The following is a 25,243-nucleotide window of genomic DNA, read 5'->3' on the forward strand; positions in this document are numbered from 1 at the left end:
CCAAGTACGTGCAACACGGTAAGTTGCAACTCGTGAATGCAAAATGGCACCATGATGCCGTCTTTAGCCCCTTATCTATAATAAGGCGCCTCTCGTTTTTTCTAACGTTTCACCCAGTTCAAATCGCCCTGAGAAATGAAGCCGGGAACATCTTTTTCCCATTTGCCCTGAATCGATTTGTCGTAGTTCAGGTAAAGCTTTCCATCGACGATTTTCCAGTAAGCTGGGTCGCCAGGAGCAAGGTCATCTTTTTCTGCAATGGCCCATGCGCAATAGCCGCCATATTGAGGGGCGTACTGTTCGGGATTGGCCAAAAATTTGTCGAGATTGGCTTGGCTTGAAAACAGCCATTCCGCGCCTTGGTACTCCGTTTTAAAGTCAGACTTCCCTTGCACAGGGCCGCCTTCAAAATAAGAAACCGTGTCGTATCCACTCACCGCTTTGTTACTGAAAAAACCCGTGTAAACGTCTTCAGCCGCGAACGTAGCCGCGGAAAAGAACAGTGAGATCAATAGTAAAATTCGAGACATTTCATCACTCCATTTTTTAATAATTCGTTGCTGGGAGATATGACCGAGCAGTGCACTTTTCCTTTCACGACTTTTCACTTTTCTGCGAGGTTTTTAATCACTCGTTTGAATCAATGTTCACGTCTATCTGCGCCTTTAACCTTGATCACTCGCCACCAGCTTAAGTGGCTGGTTCTTTCTCACAAGCGCTGTCGTTACCGCCTCACCGTTTTGGCAGGGAGGGCCATCCACGTAGACCATTTCCACCTGCTCAGGGGTCACCTTAAGGTGGGTAAAACTCACAGTATTCGCGTCTTCACGGTGCATGCACACCGATTTATAACCTGCCTCTGGTACATGACTGCGGTGAAATTCCCACGCTTTTTCAACGCTGCGCGGCGCCGTTAGAATCACAGTATGTGCCTGTCTTCGCGCCTGCATAACTTCAGTAAACGCAACAGAAGACGATATCATGGGCTCAATACTTGGCCTTTGGGTTAGTACGTGGCCGTCCCATTGAAATGCGATCACATGACCTTGTCGTGACGACAAATCTGGTGCGAAAACCAGCAAGGTAAACGGCGCATACGATCCCAAATGGCGTGTATTTAACGTCGCTACCACATCTGACACCATGGCCGATGGTGCGAGCATTTTCACCAATAAGCCTCGGCTTATAAGCGGCAATTCAGGAATGTCACCTTGGTAGTAATTCAATAAGCAGAGCGACAAGCCATGCTGATTAGTCGCCATCCATGTGCCGCCACCATCAGGATCGACAGGCATCATAAAAGCCGTATTACGGTGCGCAAATAATTGAGGTGAGAAGGCGATAGCACGCCCTTTTTGTTCATCGCGATTGAAAAAAACGTCGTAGCCCGACTCATGCAGCAACCAACTTACCGTGCACATTTAGTCGCCTCCTCGATAAAAAGTCGCGGTCGCAGGTGCCATACCAAAGGTCTCGGCGGTTGATATATCCTGCGCACACAAACTCACGCGGATAAGTGCAAAGTGATGCACCGCATGGCTGGCAACAAAAGACAATTCACGACCAAGGGTGGATTGCGTGACGGACGCGACATGGTGTTTCAAGCTGACTTCTCCACTAACGTTCATGCCCGTTGAAAGGTTCGCTTCACTTATCGTTTCCAGCCAATGATAGAGCGATATCCACTCTTCAATGGCAATGCTTTTTTCTCTCTCGACAGGATGAGCTCGGCGGCGAATATCGTAATCCACAAAATCAGAATTCGGCCACGCTGTGATCGCGTGAAAAACATCGAGAATATGGCGCATATGTTGCCCAATGGCACTTTGCAGGTACGGCGTTGCCACATGGTTATATTGCTCATCAGACAACTGATGCAACAACTCCAAAGCTTGTGCCGCGACGTCCATCCCGCCGATAACTTCAGCTGGCACTTCAGCTAACGCATCTATAATTGCGCTTGGATTGCGATTGCTTACAGCATCCTTTGCTAACATGCTTTCACCTTCATCTTTCACACTCTTATTCTTTGTTGTTCGACCTAAGCTCGTTCATCAACTCAAGTTCAATCAGTGACTCAAGCTTCAATCTGTCGATGGATAATGTTGCACCAACGCTTTTTCACGCCGCCATGCTTTATAAAGCTCAACCAACGTCGGCACCTTGTGACCCGATTTACGCTGTAAATCGCCAATTTCAAACAAGATACGGTACTGTTCTAGCAAGGTTGAAAACGCATCTTTCAGCGTCGCGCCTCTGTCCCAAATATGGGCGGCTTCACTGCTCGCTCCATTGACTTCGATAAGCGCGAAATCGTCACCTCGCATCAAACTTTCCATGTCGCGGAATTTGAGATCAATGCGCCCGTAGTGATAACCGGGGAAATCATCAAAAATTTCATCTAATCGAGCAACTAATGCGTCAGTGATGTATTCGCTGCCATTTCTAAAGATGGCACCTCGGCAATGACTGCCTGCAAACGCTAACCTAAAGGTCTCACCCGTGGCTAATACCAAATCGAGCTTGTCTTCATGACGGGCACGATAAAGATGCCGTAATTTTCCGGCACGAGGGTCATCATCGATCAACTGCGCTAACGATCGCTTCCCATCACCAATCACGAAGGGATTGTATTTCAGCGTAAGAGAGAAAATTCGACCGCGTTTTTCACCGGGGTAACGCACATAGAAAACGCCCGCTTCAGCGTTATACGGCGCTTTTTTTTGCAGCATGAGCCGCGCGCCATCAGGGAAAAGGCGGAGGTATTCTTCCAATTCGGCTTTGTTTTCAACCAAACGTACACCCGCACCACGACAACCTAAATCCGGCTTCGCCACCACAGGAAAACCTAGCCCTGCTTGATGCAAAGTGGTGAGTGCCTGATGCGCTTGTGTTTCTGCTGGGACGGTGGATTTTTCCCACATCACATAAGGCAAAATCCATGGTTTGGCTTTTTCTCCCGCCAGCGACAATATGGCGTCTTTGGATTCGCCCACCATGCCACTGAGTTCAATACCAGGGTTAGCGATAAGGGGGAGACTTGCGCTGCGATATTTAATGCCATGCCAAATCCACTGCACGGCAACTGGGGTATAAAACACCCAACCGGGCCAAAACTCAAAAGCGGAAAATGGGTTACCTTCCATGTTCAATGGTGGCATCCCATGATTAACGGGTAAGGCAGGTGCTGTTTTTTCTTCCACCAATTTTAATCTGTGCAAACCGCTTTCTCCTTAAGCTTGTTGCCTGCAAAACGGTTAATAACAATAAGCAAAATCAGCACGACAGGAATAAGCGCCCAACTGACATTGCTGTTAATCCATTCGATTTCACCGAGTTGGTAAACCAATGTGAACACCGCGGCAGTCCATAGTGTTGTTGCAAACACCACAGCCATTAAAAAATCACGTAGCCCAACGCGGAAAAAACCACTCAGGCAGAAGCCGACGAAACGTAAACCCGGAACAAATCGAATGAGGAAAAGATTGCCGATTGCGTGTGCGCGCAGTTTTTTTCGAATCACCCTTACACTCGGTTTCGTCAGCAAAAAACCACGTAAACGACGCCATTTTCGAGCCCAATATCCAAGCGCATACAAGCCAGCATCGCCCGTGGCGATACCGATAAAGATAGCGAGCAGTGCCATAGGCACAGACATTACGCCCTGAGAAGCGGCGACACTTGCCGTAATGATGGCGAGATCTTCAAGGAGATAGGACAGCAAAATCACCGCAAAAAAAAGCGTTAGCGGCGAATACTGTAAAAGGGTTGTTGTCACGTCATTCAAAAGGCGCGCTCATGTGGCTATTAAACTCTTAGAGAATAGACAGGTTCAACGACGTTTCGCTTTCAGATTATTAAGAAAGTCTTTAAATTCACAAAAATAGGACACGCTTTGCTTCAAATTTGTTCCATGGCGAGACATTGAAAATTTTCTGATTGGCCATCGCGAGCAAGCTATTTTCACCACATGATTAACGTGACAAACTGGCGTTCAAACCCCGTTAACAGGCAGTGGCAGCATGAAAAACACCGCGATATCTCCTTTTGTACGCTTACAAAGTGAACTGGCGAGTTTCGCCAAAGCACGTGACTGGGAGCAATTCCACAACCCGAAAAACCTCGTGATGGCTCTAAGCGGCGAAGTCGGTGAGCTGGCTGAATTATTTCAGTGGTTAACCCCAGAACAAGCGGCTGATTTTCCGCAAGAAAAGAAAGAAGCCTTGGCTCATGAACTGGCAGATATTCAGCTGTATTTGCTGCGCATTGCAGAGAAGTGCAATATTGATCTTGAAGAGGCCTGTGATAAGAAACTCGTGCTTAACAACGAAAAATATCCCGTCGAAAAATGTTATGGTCGCGCCGTTAAATACAACGAGCTATAGATTCTCCGCTCCTTTTCGTCAGGTGAAAGCGCCTAAATTAATATCCCACAAATGAGACATGGGCTAAACTTTTGATAAAGGACACGCGCGCTCGGTATCCCCCTTTAGGCGGATACCGAGCACATTGATCTCCTCCATCCGGTAAGCAGTCAGGATAGGTAATTAATTTTTAATCATTAATCAATTTTTCGCGACTAAACAATGGATGAGTAGATGGCACTCTCTGACGAGCAAGTACAATCAAAAGACTTGTTTCCTAACGATGCCTTGCTCGTGCGCGCCATGCTGGTGTTTATTGGCTGTCTATCTTTATCGCTGGTAGCCATCTATCTACTCAGACAACCTGGCAGTGCAGCCTTCACTTGGTACGCGAATGGTTTGGCCATCGCGCTGATATCACTCGCACCCAACGCACAACGAGCCGCTCTAACGGGATCCGCATTTATTGCCATATTGCTGGCTAATATGCTGTTTGGCGATGGTCCACTTCAGAGCATACAACTCGCTTTATCCAACACCGCGACGATCACTGCTGGCTGCGTGGCTCTCGTTTATGCCAGTCGAAACGCTTCACCCTTCTTATCAATGCAGAGCTTTTCCATTTTTATTGGCCTAACGGTTTTACTCAGTCCTTTGCTTGGCGCTATCGCGGGTGGCTATACATTACATAAAGCGCTTTCAATCCCCTTTAACGACGTCGCCCTGGCTTGGTATTTCGGTGATGTGATTGGTATTTTGGCGATGACACCCGTGACCTATATCTTACTCAAGCGACCTATCGAACTGCCATCGTCATTTTCTAATATGAAAACAGTCTGTTTGATATTAGGTATCACGGCTCTGTCGGGCTATCTCCTCTCGCATGTGGCATACCCTTTCATTGCCATTGCCTTTGCACTGACTTTCGCTTGTGCTGTATTGGATCGACTCTCTGCGTTTATAACTGCATTTTTTGTATCCGTGGTTCTCGATATTTTAATGGTTTCTCCGTCAACCAAGCTCACATTTTCGGATGCTGCCGCTAATCCCGCGGGCTTATTGCCCCCCATCGCTGGCGCAATGTTGATCGGTATCTTGTTGGCAGTGAAAACCGCCAAGTTGCGAGAAATACAAAAAATGAGCGATGAGAAAGCCGCCCTATTCTCTGGCGCCATGAACGCATCAGTGATCGGTATGGTTATGGTATCGCCTGAAGGGCGCATGATTAACGCCAATCGCAGTTTTTTAGCGCTTATCGGGCTGAGCAACGAAGACCTTCAACGCAAGAATTTCAATCAGCTTGTGTTTCATTCAGACAAACACGATGTGAACGAGCAATGCCAAAAACTAGCGGCAGGAGAGACCGATAGCTTCCAACTCGCGTTACGCTTTCTCACCAAGAATAAACAGGTGATATGGGTCCAAATCGGTGTTTCCGCCGTCAAAGACCAATGGACAGACAATGTGATTCATTTTGTCTACCAAATACAAAATATCGATAAAGAACGCCGCATTGATGCAGAGAGAAGCATGTGGTCTCAAAAGTTCGAGTTCGCACTGGGCATAAATCACATTACGGTTTATGAAATGGAATGTCATACCAAATTCATGCATTTGTCAGACAATGCTTATCAAGCCATTGGCATCAAAGCGTATACCGTCAAACGTCTCTATGAATGGATGGCTCATATTCATCCTGATGATCTCAGAGAATACCAACACTCTGTCTCTAGAATTGGCCTAGAGCCCGTGGCGATGGAATACCGCGTGATTGACGATGAACAAAGCTATCGCTGGATACGTGATTGCAGTCAGCCTATTGAGCAGTTAGATCAAGACTCGACCAAGAAAGTCATTGGCACGATGACAGATATCAGTCATGAACGCGATGCCTCGAAAGACATCGAACTGATTGATCGCTCAGCATTAGCACTCAAAGCTGCCCAGTTTGGCGTGTGGGAGTACAGCCCCATAAACGATGTGTTGTATTGGAACCCTGAAATGTACGCTCTGTTTGGAATGAAATCGGGGGAGTTCATTGACAAACGCATGTGGCGCAACCTACTCCACCCTCACGATCGCCGTCAGTTTGATGCCATGCTTGCATTGACTATTAACGGCGCTCACTATCACACCCATGTACGCCGAGTGCTTGACGGTAAAGAAAACCCGCATCATTCACTCATGGCAAAAATCACTCTCGATGATAACCATCCGCACTTAGTTGGCGTGTGCACCGTGACGCCGCATGTTTCAGCAGCGAACAACCCGCAAGAGAATGCAAAAACACAGCTAGCATCGGCTATCCATGCTTCGAGTGAAGGCATTATCGTGCTAGATACAAACCTCAATATTCAAGTGATAAACCAAAGTGCCCGTGATATTACCCATTGCGGCACGGATAGTATCAGTAAAAGCATTGATACCTGTTTTTCACTGTTTGATGGCGACGCTTCGCTTTCGCTTAGGCACTTATTGGTCAACACGCCAAACGATGATTTCATTCTGGACAATGTCTTCTGGTTGCAAACCACACAAGGGCTGGACGTCCAAGTTGCACTATCAGCTAAACCAATGTTGTCCGACGAAAGTGTATTTGAAGGGTGGGTTATCACGCTGCAGCATACGGCAAAAGCAAGTTGGATGGATCAGACAGATAACGATTTGCGATTGGATAAATTAACAGGCTTGCCCAATCGCCGCGATTTTGACCATGTGCTGCAACATCATATCGACACGTTGCAACAACATTCGGGGGAGCACACACTCGCTGTTGTTCAACTTGAAGGACTAGGAGCGCTAAAGGACTTACTCGGTCGACCTGCACGGGATCAAGTGATCAAGTCTGCTGCGCTTGTTCTAAAAGCCAACGTACACAAAGCCGGATATCTTGCACGGATCAGCGATGACAGGTTTGCCATTTTACTCCAACACTGCGCGCCGTCTCATGCGTTCGAAATCGCCAAAGAAATCACCACTAAACTGGATCACCTCAAATACACCCACGATGCCAAAGCGTTTTCAATAGAAAGTGCCATTGGTCTTACCGCAGCCAACACATTAGAGATTCCCCCTTTTCAATTGCTTTATCACGCTCAAGTCGCCTTGGCATTGGCTGTTGATGGTGAGGCTCCCCATGTGTCTCTCTTCGATGAATCAACACCAAAGCAAAGCATGCAACTCAGTAGAGATAATCTGCTACAACAAATCGACACAGCAATTGAGCAAGGTTCATTCACGTTACTTTGCATGCCGATTGTTCCCCGACGAAACGGCCTTGCGACATGGCATGAGCTTTTGATCAGAATGATCACAGAAGATGGACAGCTGCTGCTCCCAAATACGTTTTTTAGTGCCGCGGAGCAAACAGGACGCCTGATAAAAATTGAACGCTGGGTGTTTAGTGAAGTGCTGGAAAAACAAGCACAGGCATTACATGACGCGAATCTTTCTGTCGCTGTTAACCTTTCATCTGAAGCTTTCTACAACAGCGCCTTTGTTGAACATTGCACAACACTCATCAAACAGAGTGCGCTACCGGCTTCAAGCCTGTGTATTGAAATCAAAGAAAACACCTTACTGATAGACCCAATGAAAGCCAGAGATGTCGTCTCAACGTTCCGTGCTTTAGGCTGCTCAGTAGCCGTTGATAACTTCGGAGCAGAACTCACCTCATTCAGCCATTTAAAAACCCTAAATGTCACCATGCTCAAAATTGATGGCAGCATTATTTCTCTGATGCGATCGAGCCGAGTGGAGAAACGTATCGTTGAATCCATCAAACAGATTGGTGACACTCTCAACATCAAAACAGGGGCACAGAAAGTCAACAACGAAGAAGACTATCAGCAAGTACAAGATGCCGGCCTCGACTACACTCAAGGTTATGTGTTCGGCGAGCCTCTCCCACTATCGCGTGTCATATCCTCAGCAAAAGCGGGATTAAGCAACCACCTCTTATTCCCGAGATCCGCCAGCTAACTCGCCCAACTCTCGGACACTCGCATCACAGACTGGCCGATCCCTCCTTTTCATTTCGTTCATTTTCGCCTTCAATGCTAACGTTGAGCGAAACGCTTTGTTGGACAACACGCTAGGACTGGCAAATGAAGAATTGTGACTATCTGGTAATTGGCGCAGGCATTGTTGGGCTTAGCGTGGCGCATGAACTGCAAACTCGCTATCCCGATGCACACGTCGTGGTGGTGGATAAAGAAGACCAAGTCGCCAGTCATCAAACTGGCCGTAACAGCGGTGTGATTCACGCAGGTGTCTACTACACACCGGGCAGCATGAAAGCCAAATTCTGTACCGAGGGGAACCTAGCGATTAAAGCGTTTTGCCGCGAGCACGACATTCCTTTTGAAGAATGCGGAAAACTGCTAGTTGCCACGAATGACATAGAACTTGGTCGCATGGAAGCATTAAAAACCCGCGCCCAAGAAAACGGCTTGGAATTCGAGGTTTTAGACGCGGCTCAACTTCACCAAAAAGAGCCAAACATTGAAGGGGTTGGCGCGATATTTGTGCCATCAACAGGCATTGTCAATTACCGCCAGATCTGTGAAAAACTCGGAACACTGATCAAGGAGAGCGGCGGCGAGGTTATATTCAATAGCAGCGTCGAATACATACAGGAAACCGAGGAAGGTGTGACGGTTGTTGCTGGCACCCAGATCCTCCATGCCGACAAGGTGATTGCCTGTGGCGGTGTCATGTCAGATCGCATTGTGCGTATGCTCGGCAAAACGCCAGATTTCCAAATCGTGCCTTTCCGAGGCGATTATTTCCAGCTTCCACAGCGACACAATGGGATTATTTCTAGTCTAATTTACCCCATCCCCGATCCCGACCTGCCCTTTCTCGGCGTTCACCTCACCAAGATGATTGATGGCTCGGTCACCGTCGGCCCTAATGCAGTGCTAAGTCTTGCTCGCGAAGGGTACTCGCGGTTTTCATTTTCTTTCAAAGACACCGCAGAAATGCTGCAATATGTCGGCTTTTACAACGTTATTCGACGCAATTTTTCTTCAGCGATGAAAGAGTTGCGTAACGGGGTATGGAAGCCGGGATATCTCAAAGAAGTGCAGAAATACTGCCCGTTGCTAACCAAAGAGGATTTGCTCACATATCCTTCTGGTATCCGAGCGCAGGCGGTCTATCAAAACGGCGACATGGTGGATGATTTCTTATTCCATCAAACCCCACGCACCTTGGTGGTATGCAATGCGCCATCGCCAGCCGCCACGTCATGTTTTCCGATTGCGAACTTCATTGTCGATAAATTAGACGCATAGCGGCTGTTCTTACCTTGTGCGCACAATATTTTGTTGGCCTCGACTCTCAAGATATTTTATACCGTTCAGATTAAGTAAGCGGTCATCAATTTGCACTCAAAATCATCCAAGACAATCTTGTCTTCAATGTCTATTGAGATAGTATTTTGCTAGAAAACGCTCATAATCTTGCTACAAAACACTTAAAGAAAAATTACCCATGACTGATTTTCAATACTACTTTCATCAACTTCCTTGTTTTAACTGTAAAAAAACCACAGTCAGCACGGATCTTGGTTGGTTAACGGCTGCGATGAAAGATGATGTCGTCGCGCAAATGGCTGCGATTATCGCGCAAGGCAACGTTGAACCAGATCTTTCAGTGCACGTTACTTGCACGAAAGACGAAGCGCGTGACTACTTATTGCTGAATTTCTACGGCTACTCAGAAGAAGAACTCGCAAATCAAGTGAAAGCGGAAGATGAGCAAGAGGTCGCGGATGAAATAGCAGAGCTACTGGCAGAGGGTAGCGAAGCAGCCGTCTTTGAACATGAAATCGCGCTGCAAAGTTGTACTGATTGCGACATTGATTAATCGTTAAACCAAGCGCAAATATTCAGTTTGCCCATGTTCGTCATACACAACATGATGTTCAATTTATTCAAGGCGTTAGAAACTTAGGGTTTGATAACGCCTTTTTCGTTTCTGCGATTTTTCTCAAGTACCATTTACAGTGTTTACCATTTACACATGTGAAAAGTTACACTCGTAAAATTCCAGAATAGGCTTTTCTTGCCATATCTTGAATAAAGGCAATTTTGTTCTTAGTCGGTTGAGGTTATCGATGTTTAAACGCATACAACAACACGCGAAAGGGGATCTGTTTATCTTTCTTCTTTTCGCTTTTTTAGCGTTATGGATGCATCATTTCAGTCATTCGGCAATATTGAGTTATTCACTAAAACCCGTTGAGGTTTTTCTCCATGAGGGCTCACACGCGCTTGCTACTTTACTGACTGGAAACCACCTTCAAAGCCTGCATCTAGCGTGGAGGGAAGGACATGTAATTTCCGCGGTTAGTGGACGGATAGGTCAGATTATTATTGCTTTCTCTGGTTATGCGGGTGCGTCTCTTTGGGGGCTTCTTATCTACGCCACGAGCATTAACGCCAGTAAGGGTATAAAAGTTGTTCTCATTGCTTTCAGCGCTTTTTTCTTCCTGTATATCGACAGTCTGACAACGGGCCTGATTTTAAGCTTTGTGATCGGCGTATTTGTCGTTAGCTGGTACCTTGGTAAAGCTGGCAGTTATTTCCTCCGATTCCTCGGCATTTTCGTCATGCTGAACTCCATCTACTCACCCACTTATTTATGGTCTTATGATCAGACGGGCGATCATGTGTCCTTAAGTAAGCTAACCTTCCTGCCTTCGTTCGTGTTTATCCTGATCTGGCTTGGTATTGGTTTGTATTGCTTTAAGTTGGCATATAACATCACGCTCAAAAAACAGCAGCAGTGATACACAGCCACTCTCTTTAAGCAATTCGCGACAGAATCTTCAAACCATTGTTATGGTTTACATTGTTATCAGAAAGTCGTGTTCAACTGAAACGAACTGACGGCGTAAGGGATAATCGTCAATCGTGTTATTTCGCAACGCCCAGTTCGGCTTAATGTGGTTTTAAGTCGGTATTCACGCCAAACTTATGATGTCTGCACCACATAACCTCCCACAAATTCCTTTTCTTTTCTTAAGCCTAGGCATAGCATCGTCGCCTCTATTCAATAGGCGGAGGTTCTCCATTATTCTCCCGCCAACCATCTGATTAAAAAACACTCTTCACTCAGAAAAGAGATACTTAATTCATCATGAAAAAAACCGTTCTGTTTCTCTGCACAGCCCTAATCACAGGCTGTTCGACACCACCTCAAAGCAATGATCATCATACGCCGCCGATTGCTGGTGAGCCGATTTCCGATAGCAACAAAAAAGCGATTGCTGCGCTGTTTTCATTGCTCGCCAAAGAAGCGAAGAAACAATGGGGCGAAGACGAATACATCGAATCCAGCAAGCATCGCTATGTGAAATATCTCGACGGTTATCAGACTCGGGCACACATCGACTTTGATGCGGGTAAAATCTATGTTTCAACCGTGTCGCAGCATAAGCCGATGGAAAAATTGCACAAAGCGATTGTTCAAACCGTGCTCATGCCTGCCGATCCTAAAGATATTGAACAGTTCACGGACAAAGATATTCAGCTTAAAGGCAAACCGTTTTTCTTAGGGCAAGTGGTCGATCAGGAAGGGAAATCGATTGAGTGGGAATGGCGGGCAAATCGCTTTGCCGCCTACATGCTTGAAAACAAGCTGCAATCCAAAACCATCAAGAAAGGTAACGCTTACTACGTCCAAATCGACATGGTAAAAGACCACCTTGCCCAACGTGAATATCAATACGCCCACTTGGTGCGCGATGCATCAAAGCGCTATGACATTCCTGAAGGCTTGATTTATGCGGTGATCAAAACCGAAAGTAGCTTCAACCCTTATGCAGTAAGCCATGCGGGTGCGTACGGTTTGATGCAGGTGATCCCAAAAACAGCAGGGGCGGATGTGTTTAATCTGGTAAAGAAAAAGCCAGGAATGCCAACCAAAGAATACCTGTTTGACCCTGCTAACAATATCGATACTGGCGCAGCGTATTTATACATTCTAAAAACGCGATATTTACGCGACGTCACCAACCCATCTTCACGGCATTTCAGTATGATTTCAGCATATAACGGCGGAACGGGCGGTGTACTGGCGACATTCCACACTGACAGGAAAAAAGCGATGGTTGCATTGAATCAGCGCTCGCCAAGTCAGGTGTACGATGCACTCACGACGAAACATCCTAAAGATGAAGCCAGACGCTATCTGCAAAAAGTGCTCTATTTCCAAAAAGATTTTAAGGAAGGGAAGATCTAGCTCAGGCAGCCTGCCCCCCACTAGCGACAGTTTTGTCAATTCGTGTGGGGGGATGAAATTGGGTGGGTAGCTTATCGCGGCAAAGTAACCATCACACCTAACCCCGGCTTGCGATCAGTCAGGGTAATCACGCCGTGGTGCAACCCTGCTACGGCTTTGGCAAGAGAAAGCCCTAACCCCAGCCCGCCGTCTGTGCGGCTCTTGTCGACGCGATACAGACGTTCAAACACGCGCTCTTTTTCAGCATCTGGAATACCGGGGCCGTTGTCTTCCACTTTCAACCAGACTTGATTACTTTCTCGCGCTTGGCCGCAGCTAAGCGAGATCTGACTACCATCAGGGCAATAACGCAGGGCGTTTTCAATCAGGTTTGCCACTTGTTGGATCAGCAGTTCTCTGTCGCCTTGAAACAGCAGAGGCTGCATGGGTTTTTCAACCACCAGCGACATGCCAGCATCTTCCGCAACATCGCCATAGATTTCGGCCACCGTATCGATAATGTGTACCAAATCAATCTGCGAGAAACGACTACGTCTCGCGCCAGATTCAATTTGTGAAATACGCAGTAAGGCATCAAAGATGGAGGCTAACCGCTGTGAGTCTGCCAGTGCATGATCCAATTCCTGCATAAAAGGGGCTTGTTCCGTCACCTTCAGCGTTTCCGCTTCTTCTCTCAGCGTCAAAAGGTTATGACGTAAACGGGTGATTGGCGTTTTCAGCTCATGCGCAATGTTGGATGAAATATCACTCATGGCGGCGACCGAACCTTCAAGACGCGACAACATTTCGTCCACTGACACCGAAATACGCGCCAAATCGTTGTGTGTATATCGCTCTCCGGTTCGCACAGACAAATCGCCATCTGCCGCCGCATTGAGCACACGTTCAATACGATTAATGCGCTTTTGGCTGATCCGCCCCATCGCCACGACCAGTACTGCGGTGAGTAATGACACCAAAACGCCAGCTAAGATGAATCCTGATGTTAATACCGCGAGGATTTCATCATCTTCAATCGGGTCATCATCAACCTTCCGCTGACCATGACCTTCAATTAATGCGCGGGATTCTTTCACTATCTCGCTATTTTGATCGCTCAGTTCATGCTCGACATAGACAAATGTCACTGCCGCCATCAAAAACAGGCTGAGCAATGACACGGCACCAAACATTAATCCCTGCTGTGTGGCAGAGGTTTTCATCCATTTAGGAAGCGCATCAAGCAAGCGACGGAACGATAAGTACTGACGAACAGAGGCTGAAAACTTTGCAATCATTTCACCTCTCCGCCGTCTTTATGTTCTAACTTGTAGCCCACACCGCGTAAAGTTTGGATCAGTGTGTCACCGAACGGTTTTTCCAGCTTATTTCTCAATCGACTGATGTGGGTTTCGACTACGCTGGTTTGCGGGTCGAAATGAATGTCCCACACGTGCTCTAGCAACATGGTACGTGTGATCACTCGTCCAGGATGGCGCAGGAAGAGCTCCAGAATACGAAACTCTTTCGGTTGCAAATCAAGCGAGATACCTTGACGAATCGCCGTGTGTTCAAACAAGTTGATCACGACATCGCCAAAGCTCAATTCAGGATTGGTTTCGTTGGATTTAAGTACAGAGCGGCGCGATAACGCCGTCACACGAGCCAACAATTCAGAAAAGGCAAAGGGCTTGGTCAGGTAGTCATCCCCCCCTGCCTCTAACCCTTCCACGCGGTCATCAACGCCGCCAAGGGAGGTTAGAAATAAAATCGGAGTGCCAATTTGTGCAGCACGGAGCGCTTTAACCAGCGATAAGCCATCCAATCCGGGCAGCATTCGGTCGACAATCGCGACATCGTATTGTTCTGCCATGCAAAGGGTCAGCGCATATTTGCCGTTGTCGGTCACTTCGACCTGATGACCTGCTTCACGTAACCCTTTTTCCACAAAACTGCTGAGACTCACATCGTCTTCAACCAGTAATATTCGCATGTGAACTCTCTCTTGAAAGCGGCGGCTTATACCGCAGCAATAGGCTCGTTGTTGATATTATGATCTGTTGGGTTAGCGACGTCATTTTTAAACTGACGTTGTTTCCAAGCGGCAATAATCACCGCAGTAACACCTGCTAACAGTGTGATTCCTAGTGTAACCAGTCCTAGCATGAAAAGCAGGGAAAAGCTCAATACACCGACAACCGCAGTGACACCATTCTCTCGAACTTGCTTTGCCAGCGCTTTGGCCCGTAGCCATAGCTTCGACATCGATAGCTTTGACATAGATTGACGTATAGATTTAACCATTATTCACTCCTTGAGGGCGTCAAACGACGACGCCCTTATTCTGTGTTTGTTAGTCTCTGCTTAGGCAACATCGCCTCAGTCATCACAATCGTTTTTGTGTGATTCTATTTTGCTTGTAACAAATTACTTGGCTGCAACCGCAACGGCATCAATATGTGTTTCTACGCGCTTGCCATTGGCATCAAGCATTTCCACGTCATAAGTTATTTTGCCGAAGTGATCGTCTACATCCACGCTCCACGCTTTACCACCAAATTCGGTTTCGGCTTGCATCACGGCTTGTTCGAGCGACAGATAAGTGCCGTTGTTCAAACCTGACAACCACATGGCATCTTCAACTTGGTCATCTTGGTCGTCGTCATGGTCGCGGCGTTTTTGCATCAAAATCACTTCGCCTGTTTGAGCATTAATCACGGTGTGGATTTCTTGGCCGTCAGTTGCAGACAGTTCCACTTCGTAAACCGCTTGACCGTGTTTAACGTCGCGCTCTGCCTCAAGCGGAATACCGCCCGTTTCATTTTTCGCAATTTCAACCGCTTGAAGCAGTGACACCGCATCTTGATTTAGCGATGTTGGTGCATCACTCGCATTTGCTGAACCCATTGCCATCATGGCGCTCATACCAAGAAGTACAGAAATAGCAGCAGGCTTAAAGTTGATGTTCTTTTTCATGGTGGTGTCCTCGTTATTAGTTTTGGCTCAATCAGAATGTCTCTGTCGATGGAGCCACTCTACGCGCCGTCGTTGTCAGGAGGCTTTCCTGAACTATACATTTTTGTAAGGTTATGGATGGCGAGGTGTCTTCTTAATAACAATTTCATAAATCAGCGTTTTACAATGTAAATACATCAATAAAACAGAACGTAAAAACGCCAGCGATTTGCTGACGTTTGAGGGGGTTTTTGAACGTATGGGTTTGGATTTAACCCATGGTTAAAACGCCGTTGCGTTATGGACGCAGCGCTGCAAAGTCGACGGGCTTGCCATCATGCTTGAGCGCAAAGAATAAGGTTTCACCGCTGCTGTCATCAACGCCGTCGTTATCGGTGACTGCATATGCACGTCCATCTTTGGTGATGGCAAAACCTTCAATTTTATCGGTCACATAACCACCCGTCGCTTGTAGATCAGGGATAAAATCATACACCACATCTTTGTTGACTAATGGCAGTTCACCACTCAATGGGGCTGGCGTTACATCACCCAAGATAACGCGCGTCAATTGCTTCACTTTCGCGGCATCACCAATTTGGTTGTCACGCTCGATGATGTACAACGCGTCTTCGTAAGCGGTGATTTCAGATAATCCGACCCAGCCTTTTTTGGCAACATCTGTCGGGTAACGCACCGCTTTCCAATCACCAGTACGGGTATTGTATTGCACCAGCTTGACGGTATTTTCAGGGTCATCTTTCCAGCTTCGCTGAATCGCTATCCACAGATTGTCGCCTACGCGTGTGATCCCTTCTGCGCCATAGCGCTTTTCAACCGCAAGCAGGTCGACTGGGAAGGCAACGGTTTCGACAATCTTGCCGTTAGCATCGGTGCGATAAAGCGCGTGAGGAATGTTCTTGTCGGTACGCCCTTCAGAGGCAAGCCAGAATCCGCCGTTGCCATCGGTGGTGATGCCTTCTAAGTCCACATTTTTCGCAGGCTTACCGTTGACAGTAACAGCAATGCGCTGCGTGATTTTGGCCGGTGTCGATGATGCATCTATGACGAAAATTGACGGCTGTGCTTTATAGAAGCTGTCGTTGACGGCATACAAGGTGTTTTCGTTATTCAGATCCGCAACCAAACCGGACAATGCACCCCAGCCTAGTGGCTTGCCATCTATCATGACTGATTCAATTTGTGGGTAAGCAGGCGCATCGGACGTTACTTGATAAAGCATGACGTGCGAACGCACACCGCCATCTTCAATCAAATCCGTTTCATTGGCCGTCGCCAGCAAGCCACGGCTTGGGATTGCAACCGCAGACTCAGGCGAAATACCGGATGGCAACAGTTGCACAAATTCTGGCGCTGCACCTGTATCGCGATAGACACCGATCAATGAACCGCGCTCTGAGGTAACAAAGATAAAGCGCTCACCATTGAAGGTGCCTATTTCAAGTCCTTCAGGCTCAACGCCTTTGTTGCCTGAACGTTTTTCAGGGTAGTGACCCGCCAACGCCGCGCGATATTCAAAATCTAACCCTGATTCAAACAACACGTTGCCTTGCTTGTTGAAGATAGTGAAACTGCGAGACCCCCCTTCGTAATCTCCTTCATTGGCGGTCACGAAGCGATCATCGTCGATCCATTTCACGGCGTCGGGTTCACGTTTTCTCGCCATTTGCTTACCGTCAAATGTCAGGGCGCGCTCTTCATCCAAATCGACGTTATTAAGGTCCACCGTACCCGCAGAAAAATCGGTGATCACAGTGCCTTTTCTGCCATCCACCAGCACAAGATGATTGTTCTCTTGAAGGGTAACAACCACTTCACCCAAACCGTTAATATCTACAAACTCAGGTTCAGGGTCGTTAGGCGCAATGTCAGACAACCCTGTCATCGCGACCTTCTTGTGGGCGTCGCAATCCATTACGCCGTTTGAAAGCGGGATAAGAGACAAGTGCCCAGCGGGGAATTGCGGCATTACGCCATCATTAAGATCTTCATCGCGCTCGTTCTCGATGGCGACAGCGACAAAGCTGCCATCTTTGGCCACGGCGACTGAGTCAGGCTGACCGCCGAGATCACACTTAGCGATTTGTTTGCCCGACTCTAGGTTACGTTGCACCAAAAAGCCGGAGGGTTGGGTATAGCTTTCCGAGGTATTCACCGCAGTGACAAACGTCTCACCCACCACATCTATCGAGGTTGGCTCCCCCCCCATCGTGATGAAGCCCTTGCCCATTGGCTTTTTCGGGTCACGAATATCAACAAGGCCGACGCCTTCAAGGGGGCTGTCTGAATAGACCAAGGTGTTGCCATCTTCGCTAACAGCAATAATTTCTGCCGAGCTTTCATGCGTCCTTTCCACGCCCGGCGGAATATTGTTGTCTGTAGAGAACGCACTGATGCGTTGGAACGCTTGATTATCCGCGGCGTGAACACCGGTGGCGATAGATGCTGCTAACAATGAAAGTAGAAGAGTGCGCTGTGTACGCATGAGGTAACTCCTGTAATACCATAAATAATGGCGCTACTTTTTCCTGTTGCGGTGACAGTCTCATGACAGTGAGATGGCAATTAGGTGATGCGAGGAAAATGTGCTTCTGAGGCCGCTTTATCTCCCTGTTTTTTAATGTAACGCTAGTCTGCGTTCCATAACATTGAAAGCAATGTCACCGCACGGCATTTTGTTTACCTACACTGACGTTAGCATTGCTTAGAAAGTGGCCTTGATCTCAATGAATGGAGGCGGCTTGATTTATCATCATCTCAATCAACTTTCAGAGGCTGTGCGGGGTTTCTAAGCCAATACGGACGTTATGTCTACACACGTTACCGTATGACACACCCATCCACGCCCCTTATTTTGGAGTGAGCCAATGACGCAACACGGTAAGATAAATTACGTTGAATTTCCCGCCTGTGATCTTCTCGCCACCAAGTCCTTTTTCTCTGAAGCGTTCGGCTGGACGTTCACCGATTACGGCCCAGATTACACCGCATTTTCTGACCAAGGTTTAGATGGTGGATTCTTTCGTGCTGATCAGTTCGCCGACACAGCCAATGGTTCCGCTCTGATCGTATTATTCAGTGACTCACTGGAACAAACAGAAATCAACGTTCGCCAGACTGGCGGTAAAATCGTGAAACCCATTTTTGAATTTCCGGGCGGGCGACGTTTTCATTTTACCGAACCCAGCGGAAATGAATTTGCGGTGTGGTCTGATAAATAAAGAGCAATCAATAGCATGATGTGAAAGTTGCCATGATGCCATGATGCCATGATCGAAAAGGGGGCCACCTTGGCCCCCTTTTCGATGTTCATTTGATGCGATCTCGCATTACGCACTTAGCTGATTCGGTAAAGTTGCCCCAACACGAAACAACTTGCGGCAGCGTTCTAAAAACACGCCATATACCATGCCCAACATGCCGGAAAGCAACGCATTACTCGCCACTGCCGTGACAATTTGGTTTGGCTCTGCACCCACACTGAACAATATGCCAGCGTACACGGGAGATTGGAACGTCACGTAAGCAAAGAAATCTGCTGCGCGCTTGCCCAGCCGAGATGACGACCGACGCGTTGCAAATGTCAGCACGCTGTCGCGAAACACGCCATAAGGCCAAGCGATCAAAATATTGACCGGTATCGATAGCAGTCTTGATGCCAGCGATTGTTCAAACGACATGCCCGACACAAAAATTTCAATCATCATGCCCGTCACAAAACAGAACACGACCATGGCAAACATATCAGCCACAACAGTACGAACGCGGTTAGCGCCTTTCATTTCCCACCCCAAAAATCGCATCAATCAAAAGCAGCAAAACACTGCAAAAAAGTCTTAAAACGTCAACACGTTGTTCGGCTATTAGACCAAAACACCTACAATTTTAGGTGCTTTATTTTCAAAAATATCCAGCTATAAATTCTATTAATTTACATAAAAATAGAATTTATAACCATTCGTATAATTGTGATTTATTGGTGAGGATATCAGGCTAACTTGGCTTTCTAGAAAGGTCTCTGGCCATGATAAGTGCCAGCCCAAGTACTTGGAGGAAGAGAGCGAGGTTTCGGTAAGCGGAGATTTTACTGCCTAAATCTCGTTGAGAGTCAGCCAACTGTAGGTTATCGAGATATAACGTATCAATTTTGTTTCGCAGAAGATCCTGCTGTTGGTCAATGGCGTCCATGATGAGTGGCATATTGTGCTGTGTAACCGCAGTCTCACTCATATCATTGAACGACTGCAGCAATCGACGACTAAACGGCAGGGGGAGAGAGCCCATATCAGGTTTAACAGCCAAAATGACCAGGATGGTTTCTCGACGACGTTCGAGCGCATCGAGCTGCTGCCAGCTAAGTTGAATAAGCTGATTATTGTTGGTTTGCGTTTCGATAACTGACGCGGATTGCTCGCCCAAGCCATCGATCACGAAGTTGGTCATCAACGCAGCAACAATGTTTAACACCAAACCAATGGCAACAACCGCCCACGTAGGTATTCCTATTCGCACGTTTTCGTCCTTTTTCTAAAGGTATAGTCGAGAACAGAACGTGACGAGACATCAATCCTTTCAATGATGGACTTTTCTTAATGATAAAACGCAAAAGGCCAGCATGTGCTGGCCTTCAAATTGGATTCAGGTTCGGCTTAATTTCAGGTAATGAGGACTAGGCGCTTTTCGCCACGGGCATAACCTGTGCAAGCTTGAGGTAGGAATGCAACTCGTTGTTTTTATATTCGATGGCTGAGTGAATATTCACTGCTTTATTCGCAATCACACGGCTACGATACTTATTACTGCCTTTGGTGATTTCGATATCAAGTACACCTTGTTCTAGCTTCCAACAACCCGTGGTCGGGAGTCTATTGAAAAGCGTATGTTCTTCCAGTGAACCATCAGCATGTAATAACAGCTCGGTGATGTAACCGGCACTACACGATTTTATCCAACGCTGACCGCGCACTTCGGAGGTGGAAAATGAACGCTTACTGGCCATCCAATCAAAAAGGGCAATCGCATCAACGTCTGACACATCTGGCAGTTGCTCTGTATCCAGCATGGCTGCGGTGCCTGACTCACGCATAAAGAGTTGTAGATATGAACTGTTCACTTGTTTTTGCATCTGCTACGCCGCTGTCGTTCCTTGAAAAAGAAGAAGATACCGCCAAACCTCTGTTTGCTTCATCTCCCTTTTTGCAGGAATGTTAACCCGCGCCGATATCAGCGCACATTTTCTTCAACCTGACAGAAAATATCGGAAAAACCGCTTAGTAACCATTCAACGCACACAATCTCGTCTTGTATCAATAATCAATCACTCGTCCCACTGGAGAGGCGGCCCAGTGTGAACTATCTTTAATCATGACATCACCTCAAGAGGCAACACGGATGCGCTATCTCTTTGTAAAAGCATTAGTTATTGGACTGTTAGCCACACCCACCGTTTTCGCCGAAGAGCAAGAATCTTTCGGTGAAGTGGTCACAGAAAAAAACGAGTCGATCTGCAAAAATAAATTCACCCAAGAATTATTTACCCAGCAGCGAATTTTTAGCTCTACGCGCAATGGCGCTGACAACCGTCGTATCGCAGAACGAAAAATCGAAGCCGCGCGTGAGAAGTACAACCTCACCGCCAGCTATTGTGATGCCTACAACGAGCTAAAATCGTTCAACCCTGAAAACTTAGATCGTAAGCCTGGTGATGCTCAGTTCAACTGATCGCCTGTATTATTAAGTGATCTTCGCGTAAAACAACAGTGCCGCTTTTTAACGCTCAAAGTACACGCGTGAATGCACCGTAACTTCGCAGCCAAGACCAGCGTAATATGTGACCAATAGATGGCATGGCAAGTCGTTGTTAGACAAACGAGGCTTGCCACTGTTAGAGTGAGTCAGCGTCTTTTTTTAACAACGATTAGCAGGTTACCTCGCAATGCGACCCAACTTTTTCTCTCTAGCTTCACTTTCAACTTATTCGCGCCCTCTTGTTGCCGCTTCTCTGCTTGCACTGACCGTCACAGGTTGTTCCGACAATGAGGTGGGAGACGTGAGTCTGGGTCTTTTCACCACCAAAGACATTAAAATTCAAATTTTCAGTGACCCTGAAGTCTCCGGTGTCACTTGCCATATCAGTCACGTGAAAGCCGACCTGGATTTTTCTGACCCGTCAGACATGGGCATTTCTTGTCGTCAAACAGGTGAAATCACCGAAGAGATGATTGAAAACGTCGATAGATCAAAGTCAGGCGAGGTTGTCTTTACCGCATCGAAAAGTATTCTGTTTAAATCGATGAAGATTCGTCGAATTTTTGATTCTGATAATCAAACTCTGATGTACCTCTCTTATTCCACCAAAGAGACACAAGGCAGCCACAAGCACAGCCTGTCTACCGTGCCACTTTGGGGCACCAAGGCGTGGAAAGCCCCTGTTACGACTAATTAATCAGCAAACAAGGGTGATTTGCACTGTAAATCACCCTTGTTCGTAGGCATTTCACCAGACCCTCGCTACTATACTCCCTCGCATTCAAAGGGGGATTTCCCATGACGACGCAATGGTCTGTTCTAGACATCGAACAACAAACCACAGAATGGTTAGAGAAGGTCGTCATTGGCCTCAATCTTTGCCCTTTTGCCGCTAAACCACAGCGTAACAAGCAAATCAAAATTGAAGTGTGTGAAGGCACAGATGATCAAACAGTGATGGATTGTCTGCTGGCGGAATTATCGTTGTTAGACAGCAGTGAAGTGGCGGACTTGGAAACAACCTTGGTCGTCACACCCCATCTCTTTCAAGACTTTGATGACTACAACCAGTTCTTGGATGTGGCAGACATGCTGATTGATCAATTTGGCTGGCGTGGCATCTATCAAATCGCCAGTTTTCACCCTGACTATTGCTTTGCTGATGTCGAGCCTGAAGACGACAGCAACTTGACCAATCGGTCGCCATTCCCTGTGTTTCATCTGATCCGCGAAGCGAGTATCGAGAAGGCATTCAAATATTACGGTGGAAACGCGGAAGACATTCCACAAATCAACATCGACCGCGTTTGCGGGCTTTCCGACTCAGAGAAAAAGGCCCTGTTTCCGTATTTGTTCAGAGCTCCATCGGTTTAGCGCACGAGCTATTTAAGGCGCAGCCACACAGCGAAAATTCGCGAGAGTGTCACCCGACAATGACAACGCCAACTCGTCGCCCGCATGCAGTTGGCCAACACCTTTTGGCGTCCCTGTCAGTACAATGTCCCCCGGCAATAGGGTGAAGTATTGAGTAAGGTGACAAATCAAAGCGATCACAGGCGTTATCATTAATTGTGTATCGCCTCGCTGACGCGCTTCGCCATTAATATCCAACCCATACTTGGTCGACGCTAAGTCCATTTGGTGATTCGCCACAAACGGGGATTGTACGCAGCTGCCATCGAACGCTTTCGCAATCTCCCACGGCAACCCTTTTTCTTTTAGCGCACTTTGCGCTTCTCGTCGCGTCAGGTCGAGTGCAACACCTAAACCCATAATCGCTTCTCGCACCTCGGCTTCCGTTGCATGAGTTAACGGCTGACCAATCAGCACGGACAGTTCTGCTTCGTAATGTATAGGGGCTAGGGTTTCTTTTAGCACCAGAGAAGAAGACGAGCCTACCAGCGCTGTGGAGGGTTTGATAAACAACACGGGCTCATCAGGAATTGGGTTGTTCAGCTCTTGGGCATGTTCAACGTAATTCCGGCCAATACAAACCACTTTTCCGGCCGGTAACGCAATGCCTTTGCCGTCTTTCCATGTGTGCGAATACATCCCTTCTCCTTTTATTGAAAACATACACCTCAGCCACCTCAAGATGCTTTGATACAACACCTAGCATTGAAATCTCAGTGTACTCGATTCCGCACACAAGCAAACAATCCCGCGCCTTCAAACAAAAATGGCGAATGACTGTCATCGCTGCTTGTCGGTTCAAAATTATTGGACATACAAACAATGAGACGGAATGAAAATTCTTATACACTGACAATGCCTTATCCGTGCCCACATCTATTCATGTGTTCAAATGTAGGCAAACAGGTAGGTTTATATCAATATCAAAATTTTAAGGATGAAAAATGAACCTTGATTACATCGCGCTGGCGCTGCTGATTTTTGTCGCGCTGGTCATCTTCTACGGCGTGATAGTGATTCATGACATTCCCTATGAAATCGCTAAAAAGCGCAATCACCCCCATCAGGACGCAATTCATCATGCCGGATGGGTCAGCTTGTTCACGTTACACGTCCTCTGGCCTTTTTTGTGGATATGGGCAACGCTTTGGCAACACGACAGAGGTTGGGGCATGAGTACGCTTGAGCACAATCAAGAGTCGATACAGGAGGAGTTAAACGCACTCAAGAAAAGAGTGCAAGAGTTGGAAAAACAACCTTCATCAACGCCTCCATCACAAGACGACCTAGCGCCGAAAAAGGGAGAAATCTAATGGATTTACTGCTTATTCTCACCTATACCGCGCTATGTATCGCTATTTTCAAAATATTTCGTATTCCTTTAAACAAGTGGACAGTGCCTACCGCTGTATTAGGTGGCGTGGTGCTCATTGGCTCATTGATTTTGCTAATGAACTATAACCACCCTCACACATCGCTAGGTGGCAATGTGTATGTCACTACCCCTATCATTCCCAATGTACGCGGACAAGTGGTGGAAGTACCGGTACAACCCAACCAGCCTTTAAAGCAAGGTGACGTGCTATTCAAGATTGATCCAACGCGATTTAACTCACGCGTGATTGACGCTCAAGCAGCACTCACCGCAGCTAAACAATCTGCTCTAGGTTTGGAAGCCTCATATCAAACGGCTAAAGCCAATACCTTGCGAGCAGTCGCAGAACGCGATCGCACCAAATTGGAATTTGAGCGTTACCAAAAAGGGGCAAAAAAAGGCGCATTCACCAAGTCTGACGTTGACAACAAACGACAATTTTATCTTGCTGCACAAGCCTTGTTAGCCGCTGCTGAAGCAGAAGAAAGTCGCCAGCTTATTGCGTTAGAATCTGTTATTGATGGTGTGAACACGCAGGTTGCACAAGCGCAGGCGAGCTTGGAACAAGCTCAATTTGATCTCGACAGCACTGTGGTTCGTGCGCCAACTGACGGCTTAGTGACACAAGTAACACTCCGCCCTGGCATGATGGCTGTGCCTATGCCTTTGCGTCCTGTTATGACGTTCGTGAATGAAGAAAAAGAGCGCTTTGTAGGCGCATTCAGACAAAACAGTTTGCTCCGTTTGAAGACGGGCTTTGAGGCTGAATTTATTTTCCGTGCTTTGCCGGGCAAAACATTCAGCGGAGAAGTCGTTGAAGTCATACCCGCTATTGGAGAAGGACAAGTTCAAGCGCAGGGTGCACTGCTTGGTGATGCCATGTTCAATAAGCAGGGCAGAGCTTTGGTGGTACTTCAAATCAACGATGATATGAGCGAGTACAATCTTCCATTTGGCACCAACGTTGAAATTGCCGTTTATTCTGACAGCTTCCACCATGTCTCCATCATGCGTAAAATTCTTATCCGCATGAAGAGCTGGCAGAACTACCTATACCTCGACCACTAACACTCACGACACACATTTCCCTTGTTAGATCCTCGGCTTCCTGAGCCGAGGATCGCCTTTCCCCGTCCCA

The 25,243-nt window shown here is 47.2% G+C and carries 26 protein-coding genes; 12 read left to right on the plus strand and 14 right to left on the minus strand.

The genetic code is table 11. The features are described from left to right. Positions 1 to 101: 101 nt before the first annotated feature. The 5 genes from A1OO_RS11010 to A1OO_RS11030 form a co-directional block, all read right to left on the minus strand. The gene (locus A1OO_RS11010; protein ID WP_016959875.1) at positions 102 to 530 is read right to left on the minus strand and encodes a YHS domain-containing (seleno)protein; all 429 of its coding nucleotides are present in this window, start codon (positions 528 to 530) and stop codon (positions 102 to 104) included. Between the two features lie 135 nt (positions 531 to 665). Then, positions 666 to 1,421, minus strand: a complete 756-nt coding sequence (locus tag A1OO_RS11015) for an NRDE family protein (RefSeq protein ID WP_017003052.1) — start codon at positions 1,419 to 1,421, stop codon at positions 666 to 668. Then, a complete protein-coding gene (locus tag A1OO_RS11020) occupies positions 1,422 to 1,997 on the minus strand; it encodes a DinB family protein (protein ID WP_026023819.1) in 576 nt (191 codons plus the stop codon). An 87-nt stretch (positions 1,998 to 2,084) separates the two neighbouring features. Then, on the minus strand, positions 2,085 to 3,161 hold the full coding sequence (locus tag A1OO_RS11025) for a D-alanine--D-alanine ligase (protein ID WP_431354940.1): 1,077 nt from the start codon (positions 3,159 to 3,161) through the stop codon (positions 2,085 to 2,087). Positions 3,162 to 3,208: 47 nt separating this feature from the next. After that, positions 3,209 to 3,787: a DedA family protein gene (locus tag A1OO_RS11030; protein WP_016959879.1), complete on the minus strand. Its 579-nt coding sequence runs from the start codon at positions 3,785 to 3,787 to the stop codon at positions 3,209 to 3,211. Between the two features lie 235 nt (positions 3,788 to 4,022). On the opposite strand from A1OO_RS11030, the gene A1OO_RS11035 reads away from it, so the two are divergent. The 6 genes from A1OO_RS11035 (at position 4,023) to mltC (ending at position 12,614) form a co-directional block, all read left to right on the plus strand. Beyond that, positions 4,023 to 4,385 carry a nucleotide pyrophosphohydrolase gene (locus A1OO_RS11035; RefSeq protein WP_017003054.1) on the plus strand — a complete coding sequence of 121 codons (363 nt, stop codon included), beginning with the start codon at positions 4,023 to 4,025 and terminating at the stop codon, positions 4,383 to 4,385. Between the two features lie 213 nt (positions 4,386 to 4,598). Beyond that, positions 4,599 to 8,345, plus strand: a complete 3,747-nt coding sequence (locus A1OO_RS11040; RefSeq protein ID WP_017003055.1) for an EAL domain-containing protein — start codon at positions 4,599 to 4,601, stop codon at positions 8,343 to 8,345. 125 nt (positions 8,346 to 8,470) lie between these two features. Beyond that, a complete protein-coding gene (gene lhgO / locus A1OO_RS11045) occupies positions 8,471 to 9,661 on the plus strand; it encodes an L-2-hydroxyglutarate oxidase (RefSeq protein ID WP_016959882.1) in 1,191 nt (396 codons plus the stop codon). A gap of 199 nt (positions 9,662 to 9,860) precedes the next feature. Then, a complete protein-coding gene (locus tag A1OO_RS11050) occupies positions 9,861 to 10,235 on the plus strand; it encodes a hypothetical protein (protein ID WP_017003056.1) in 375 nt (124 codons plus the stop codon). 250 nt (positions 10,236 to 10,485) lie between these two features. Then, entirely contained in the window at positions 10,486 to 11,160 is a 675-nt protein-coding gene (locus A1OO_RS11055) for a M50 family metallopeptidase (protein WP_016959884.1), read from the plus strand. 350 nt (positions 11,161 to 11,510) lie between these two features. Continuing rightward, complete coding sequence (gene mltC, locus A1OO_RS11060) at positions 11,511 to 12,614, plus strand: membrane-bound lytic murein transglycosylase MltC (protein WP_016959885.1); 1,104 nt, start codon at positions 11,511 to 11,513, stop codon at positions 12,612 to 12,614. Positions 12,615 to 12,685: 71 nt separating this feature from the next. Here the strand turns inward: mltC and A1OO_RS11065 are convergent, their stop codons facing one another. From A1OO_RS11065 to A1OO_RS11085, 5 genes are all read right to left on the minus strand, one after another. Continuing rightward, positions 12,686 to 13,891 carry a sensor histidine kinase gene (locus tag A1OO_RS11065; RefSeq protein WP_017003057.1) on the minus strand — a complete coding sequence of 402 codons (1,206 nt, stop codon included), beginning with the start codon at positions 13,889 to 13,891 and terminating at the stop codon, positions 12,686 to 12,688. Continuing rightward, complete coding sequence (locus tag A1OO_RS11070) at positions 13,888 to 14,586, minus strand: response regulator transcription factor (RefSeq protein WP_016959887.1); 699 nt, start codon at positions 14,584 to 14,586, stop codon at positions 13,888 to 13,890. The genes A1OO_RS11065 and A1OO_RS11070 overlap by 4 nt, the downstream gene beginning before the upstream one ends. A gap of 26 nt (positions 14,587 to 14,612) precedes the next feature. Continuing rightward, positions 14,613 to 14,897, minus strand: a complete 285-nt coding sequence (locus A1OO_RS11075) for a hypothetical protein (RefSeq protein WP_016959888.1) — start codon at positions 14,895 to 14,897, stop codon at positions 14,613 to 14,615. A 123-nt stretch (positions 14,898 to 15,020) separates the two neighbouring features. Next, the gene (locus A1OO_RS11080; protein WP_016959889.1) at positions 15,021 to 15,569 is read right to left on the minus strand and encodes a PepSY domain-containing protein; all 549 of its coding nucleotides are present in this window, start codon (positions 15,567 to 15,569) and stop codon (positions 15,021 to 15,023) included. Positions 15,570 to 15,846: 277 nt separating this feature from the next. Beyond that, positions 15,847 to 18,054, minus strand: a complete 2,208-nt coding sequence (locus A1OO_RS11085) for an esterase-like activity of phytase family protein (protein ID WP_017003058.1) — start codon at positions 18,052 to 18,054, stop codon at positions 15,847 to 15,849. A gap of 382 nt (positions 18,055 to 18,436) precedes the next feature. Here A1OO_RS11085 and A1OO_RS11090 point away from each other — a divergent pair, with 382 nt between their 5' ends. After that, the gene (locus A1OO_RS11090; RefSeq protein WP_017003059.1) at positions 18,437 to 18,790 is read left to right on the plus strand and encodes a VOC family protein; all 354 of its coding nucleotides are present in this window, start codon (positions 18,437 to 18,439) and stop codon (positions 18,788 to 18,790) included. A gap of 108 nt (positions 18,791 to 18,898) precedes the next feature. On the opposite strand, the gene A1OO_RS11095 is transcribed toward A1OO_RS11090, so the two are convergent. The 3 genes from A1OO_RS11095 to A1OO_RS11105 all read right to left on the minus strand — a co-directional run bounded on the left by A1OO_RS11095 (position 18,899) and on the right by A1OO_RS11105 (position 20,694). Beyond that, positions 18,899 to 19,351, minus strand: coding sequence for an L-alanine exporter AlaE (locus tag A1OO_RS11095; RefSeq protein WP_016959894.1), 453 nt, complete (start codon positions 19,349 to 19,351; stop codon positions 18,899 to 18,901). 211 nt (positions 19,352 to 19,562) lie between these two features. Continuing rightward, positions 19,563 to 20,081: a hypothetical protein gene (locus tag A1OO_RS11100; protein WP_016959895.1), complete on the minus strand. Its 519-nt coding sequence runs from the start codon at positions 20,079 to 20,081 to the stop codon at positions 19,563 to 19,565. A 157-nt stretch (positions 20,082 to 20,238) separates the two neighbouring features. Beyond that, complete coding sequence (locus A1OO_RS11105) at positions 20,239 to 20,694, minus strand: hypothetical protein (protein WP_016959896.1); 456 nt, start codon at positions 20,692 to 20,694, stop codon at positions 20,239 to 20,241. A 266-nt stretch (positions 20,695 to 20,960) separates the two neighbouring features. Here A1OO_RS11105 and A1OO_RS11110 point away from each other — a divergent pair, with 266 nt between their 5' ends. The 3 genes from A1OO_RS11110 (at position 20,961) to A1OO_RS11120 (ending at position 22,691) form a co-directional block, all read left to right on the plus strand. Next, positions 20,961 to 21,290 carry a hypothetical protein gene (locus tag A1OO_RS11110; protein WP_017003060.1) on the plus strand — a complete coding sequence of 110 codons (330 nt, stop codon included), beginning with the start codon at positions 20,961 to 20,963 and terminating at the stop codon, positions 21,288 to 21,290. A gap of 214 nt (positions 21,291 to 21,504) precedes the next feature. Beyond that, complete coding sequence (locus A1OO_RS11115) at positions 21,505 to 22,014, plus strand: CreA family protein (protein WP_016959898.1); 510 nt, start codon at positions 21,505 to 21,507, stop codon at positions 22,012 to 22,014. A 101-nt stretch (positions 22,015 to 22,115) separates the two neighbouring features. Next, positions 22,116 to 22,691, plus strand: a complete 576-nt coding sequence (locus A1OO_RS11120) for a DUF1415 domain-containing protein (protein WP_016959899.1) — start codon at positions 22,116 to 22,118, stop codon at positions 22,689 to 22,691. A 12-nt stretch (positions 22,692 to 22,703) separates the two neighbouring features. On the opposite strand, the gene A1OO_RS11125 is transcribed toward A1OO_RS11120, so the two are convergent. After that, positions 22,704 to 23,369, minus strand: a complete 666-nt coding sequence (locus tag A1OO_RS11125) for a fumarylacetoacetate hydrolase family protein (RefSeq protein ID WP_016959900.1) — start codon at positions 23,367 to 23,369, stop codon at positions 22,704 to 22,706. Between the two features lie 305 nt (positions 23,370 to 23,674). Between A1OO_RS11125 and A1OO_RS11130 the strand changes: the two genes are divergently transcribed. After that, a complete protein-coding gene (locus A1OO_RS11130; RefSeq protein WP_016959901.1) occupies positions 23,675 to 24,043 on the plus strand; it encodes a DUF3302 domain-containing protein in 369 nt (122 codons plus the stop codon). Beyond that, positions 24,043 to 25,173, plus strand: a complete 1,131-nt coding sequence (locus A1OO_RS11135) for an HlyD family secretion protein (protein WP_016959902.1) — start codon at positions 24,043 to 24,045, stop codon at positions 25,171 to 25,173. The genes A1OO_RS11130 and A1OO_RS11135 overlap by 1 nt, the downstream gene beginning before the upstream one ends. The last annotated feature ends 70 nt before the right edge of the window (positions 25,174 to 25,243 follow it).

The sequence above is a fragment of the Enterovibrio norvegicus FF-33 genome (assembly GCF_000286835.2).
Classification (GTDB): domain Bacteria; phylum Pseudomonadota; class Gammaproteobacteria; order Enterobacterales; family Vibrionaceae; genus Enterovibrio; species Enterovibrio norvegicus_A.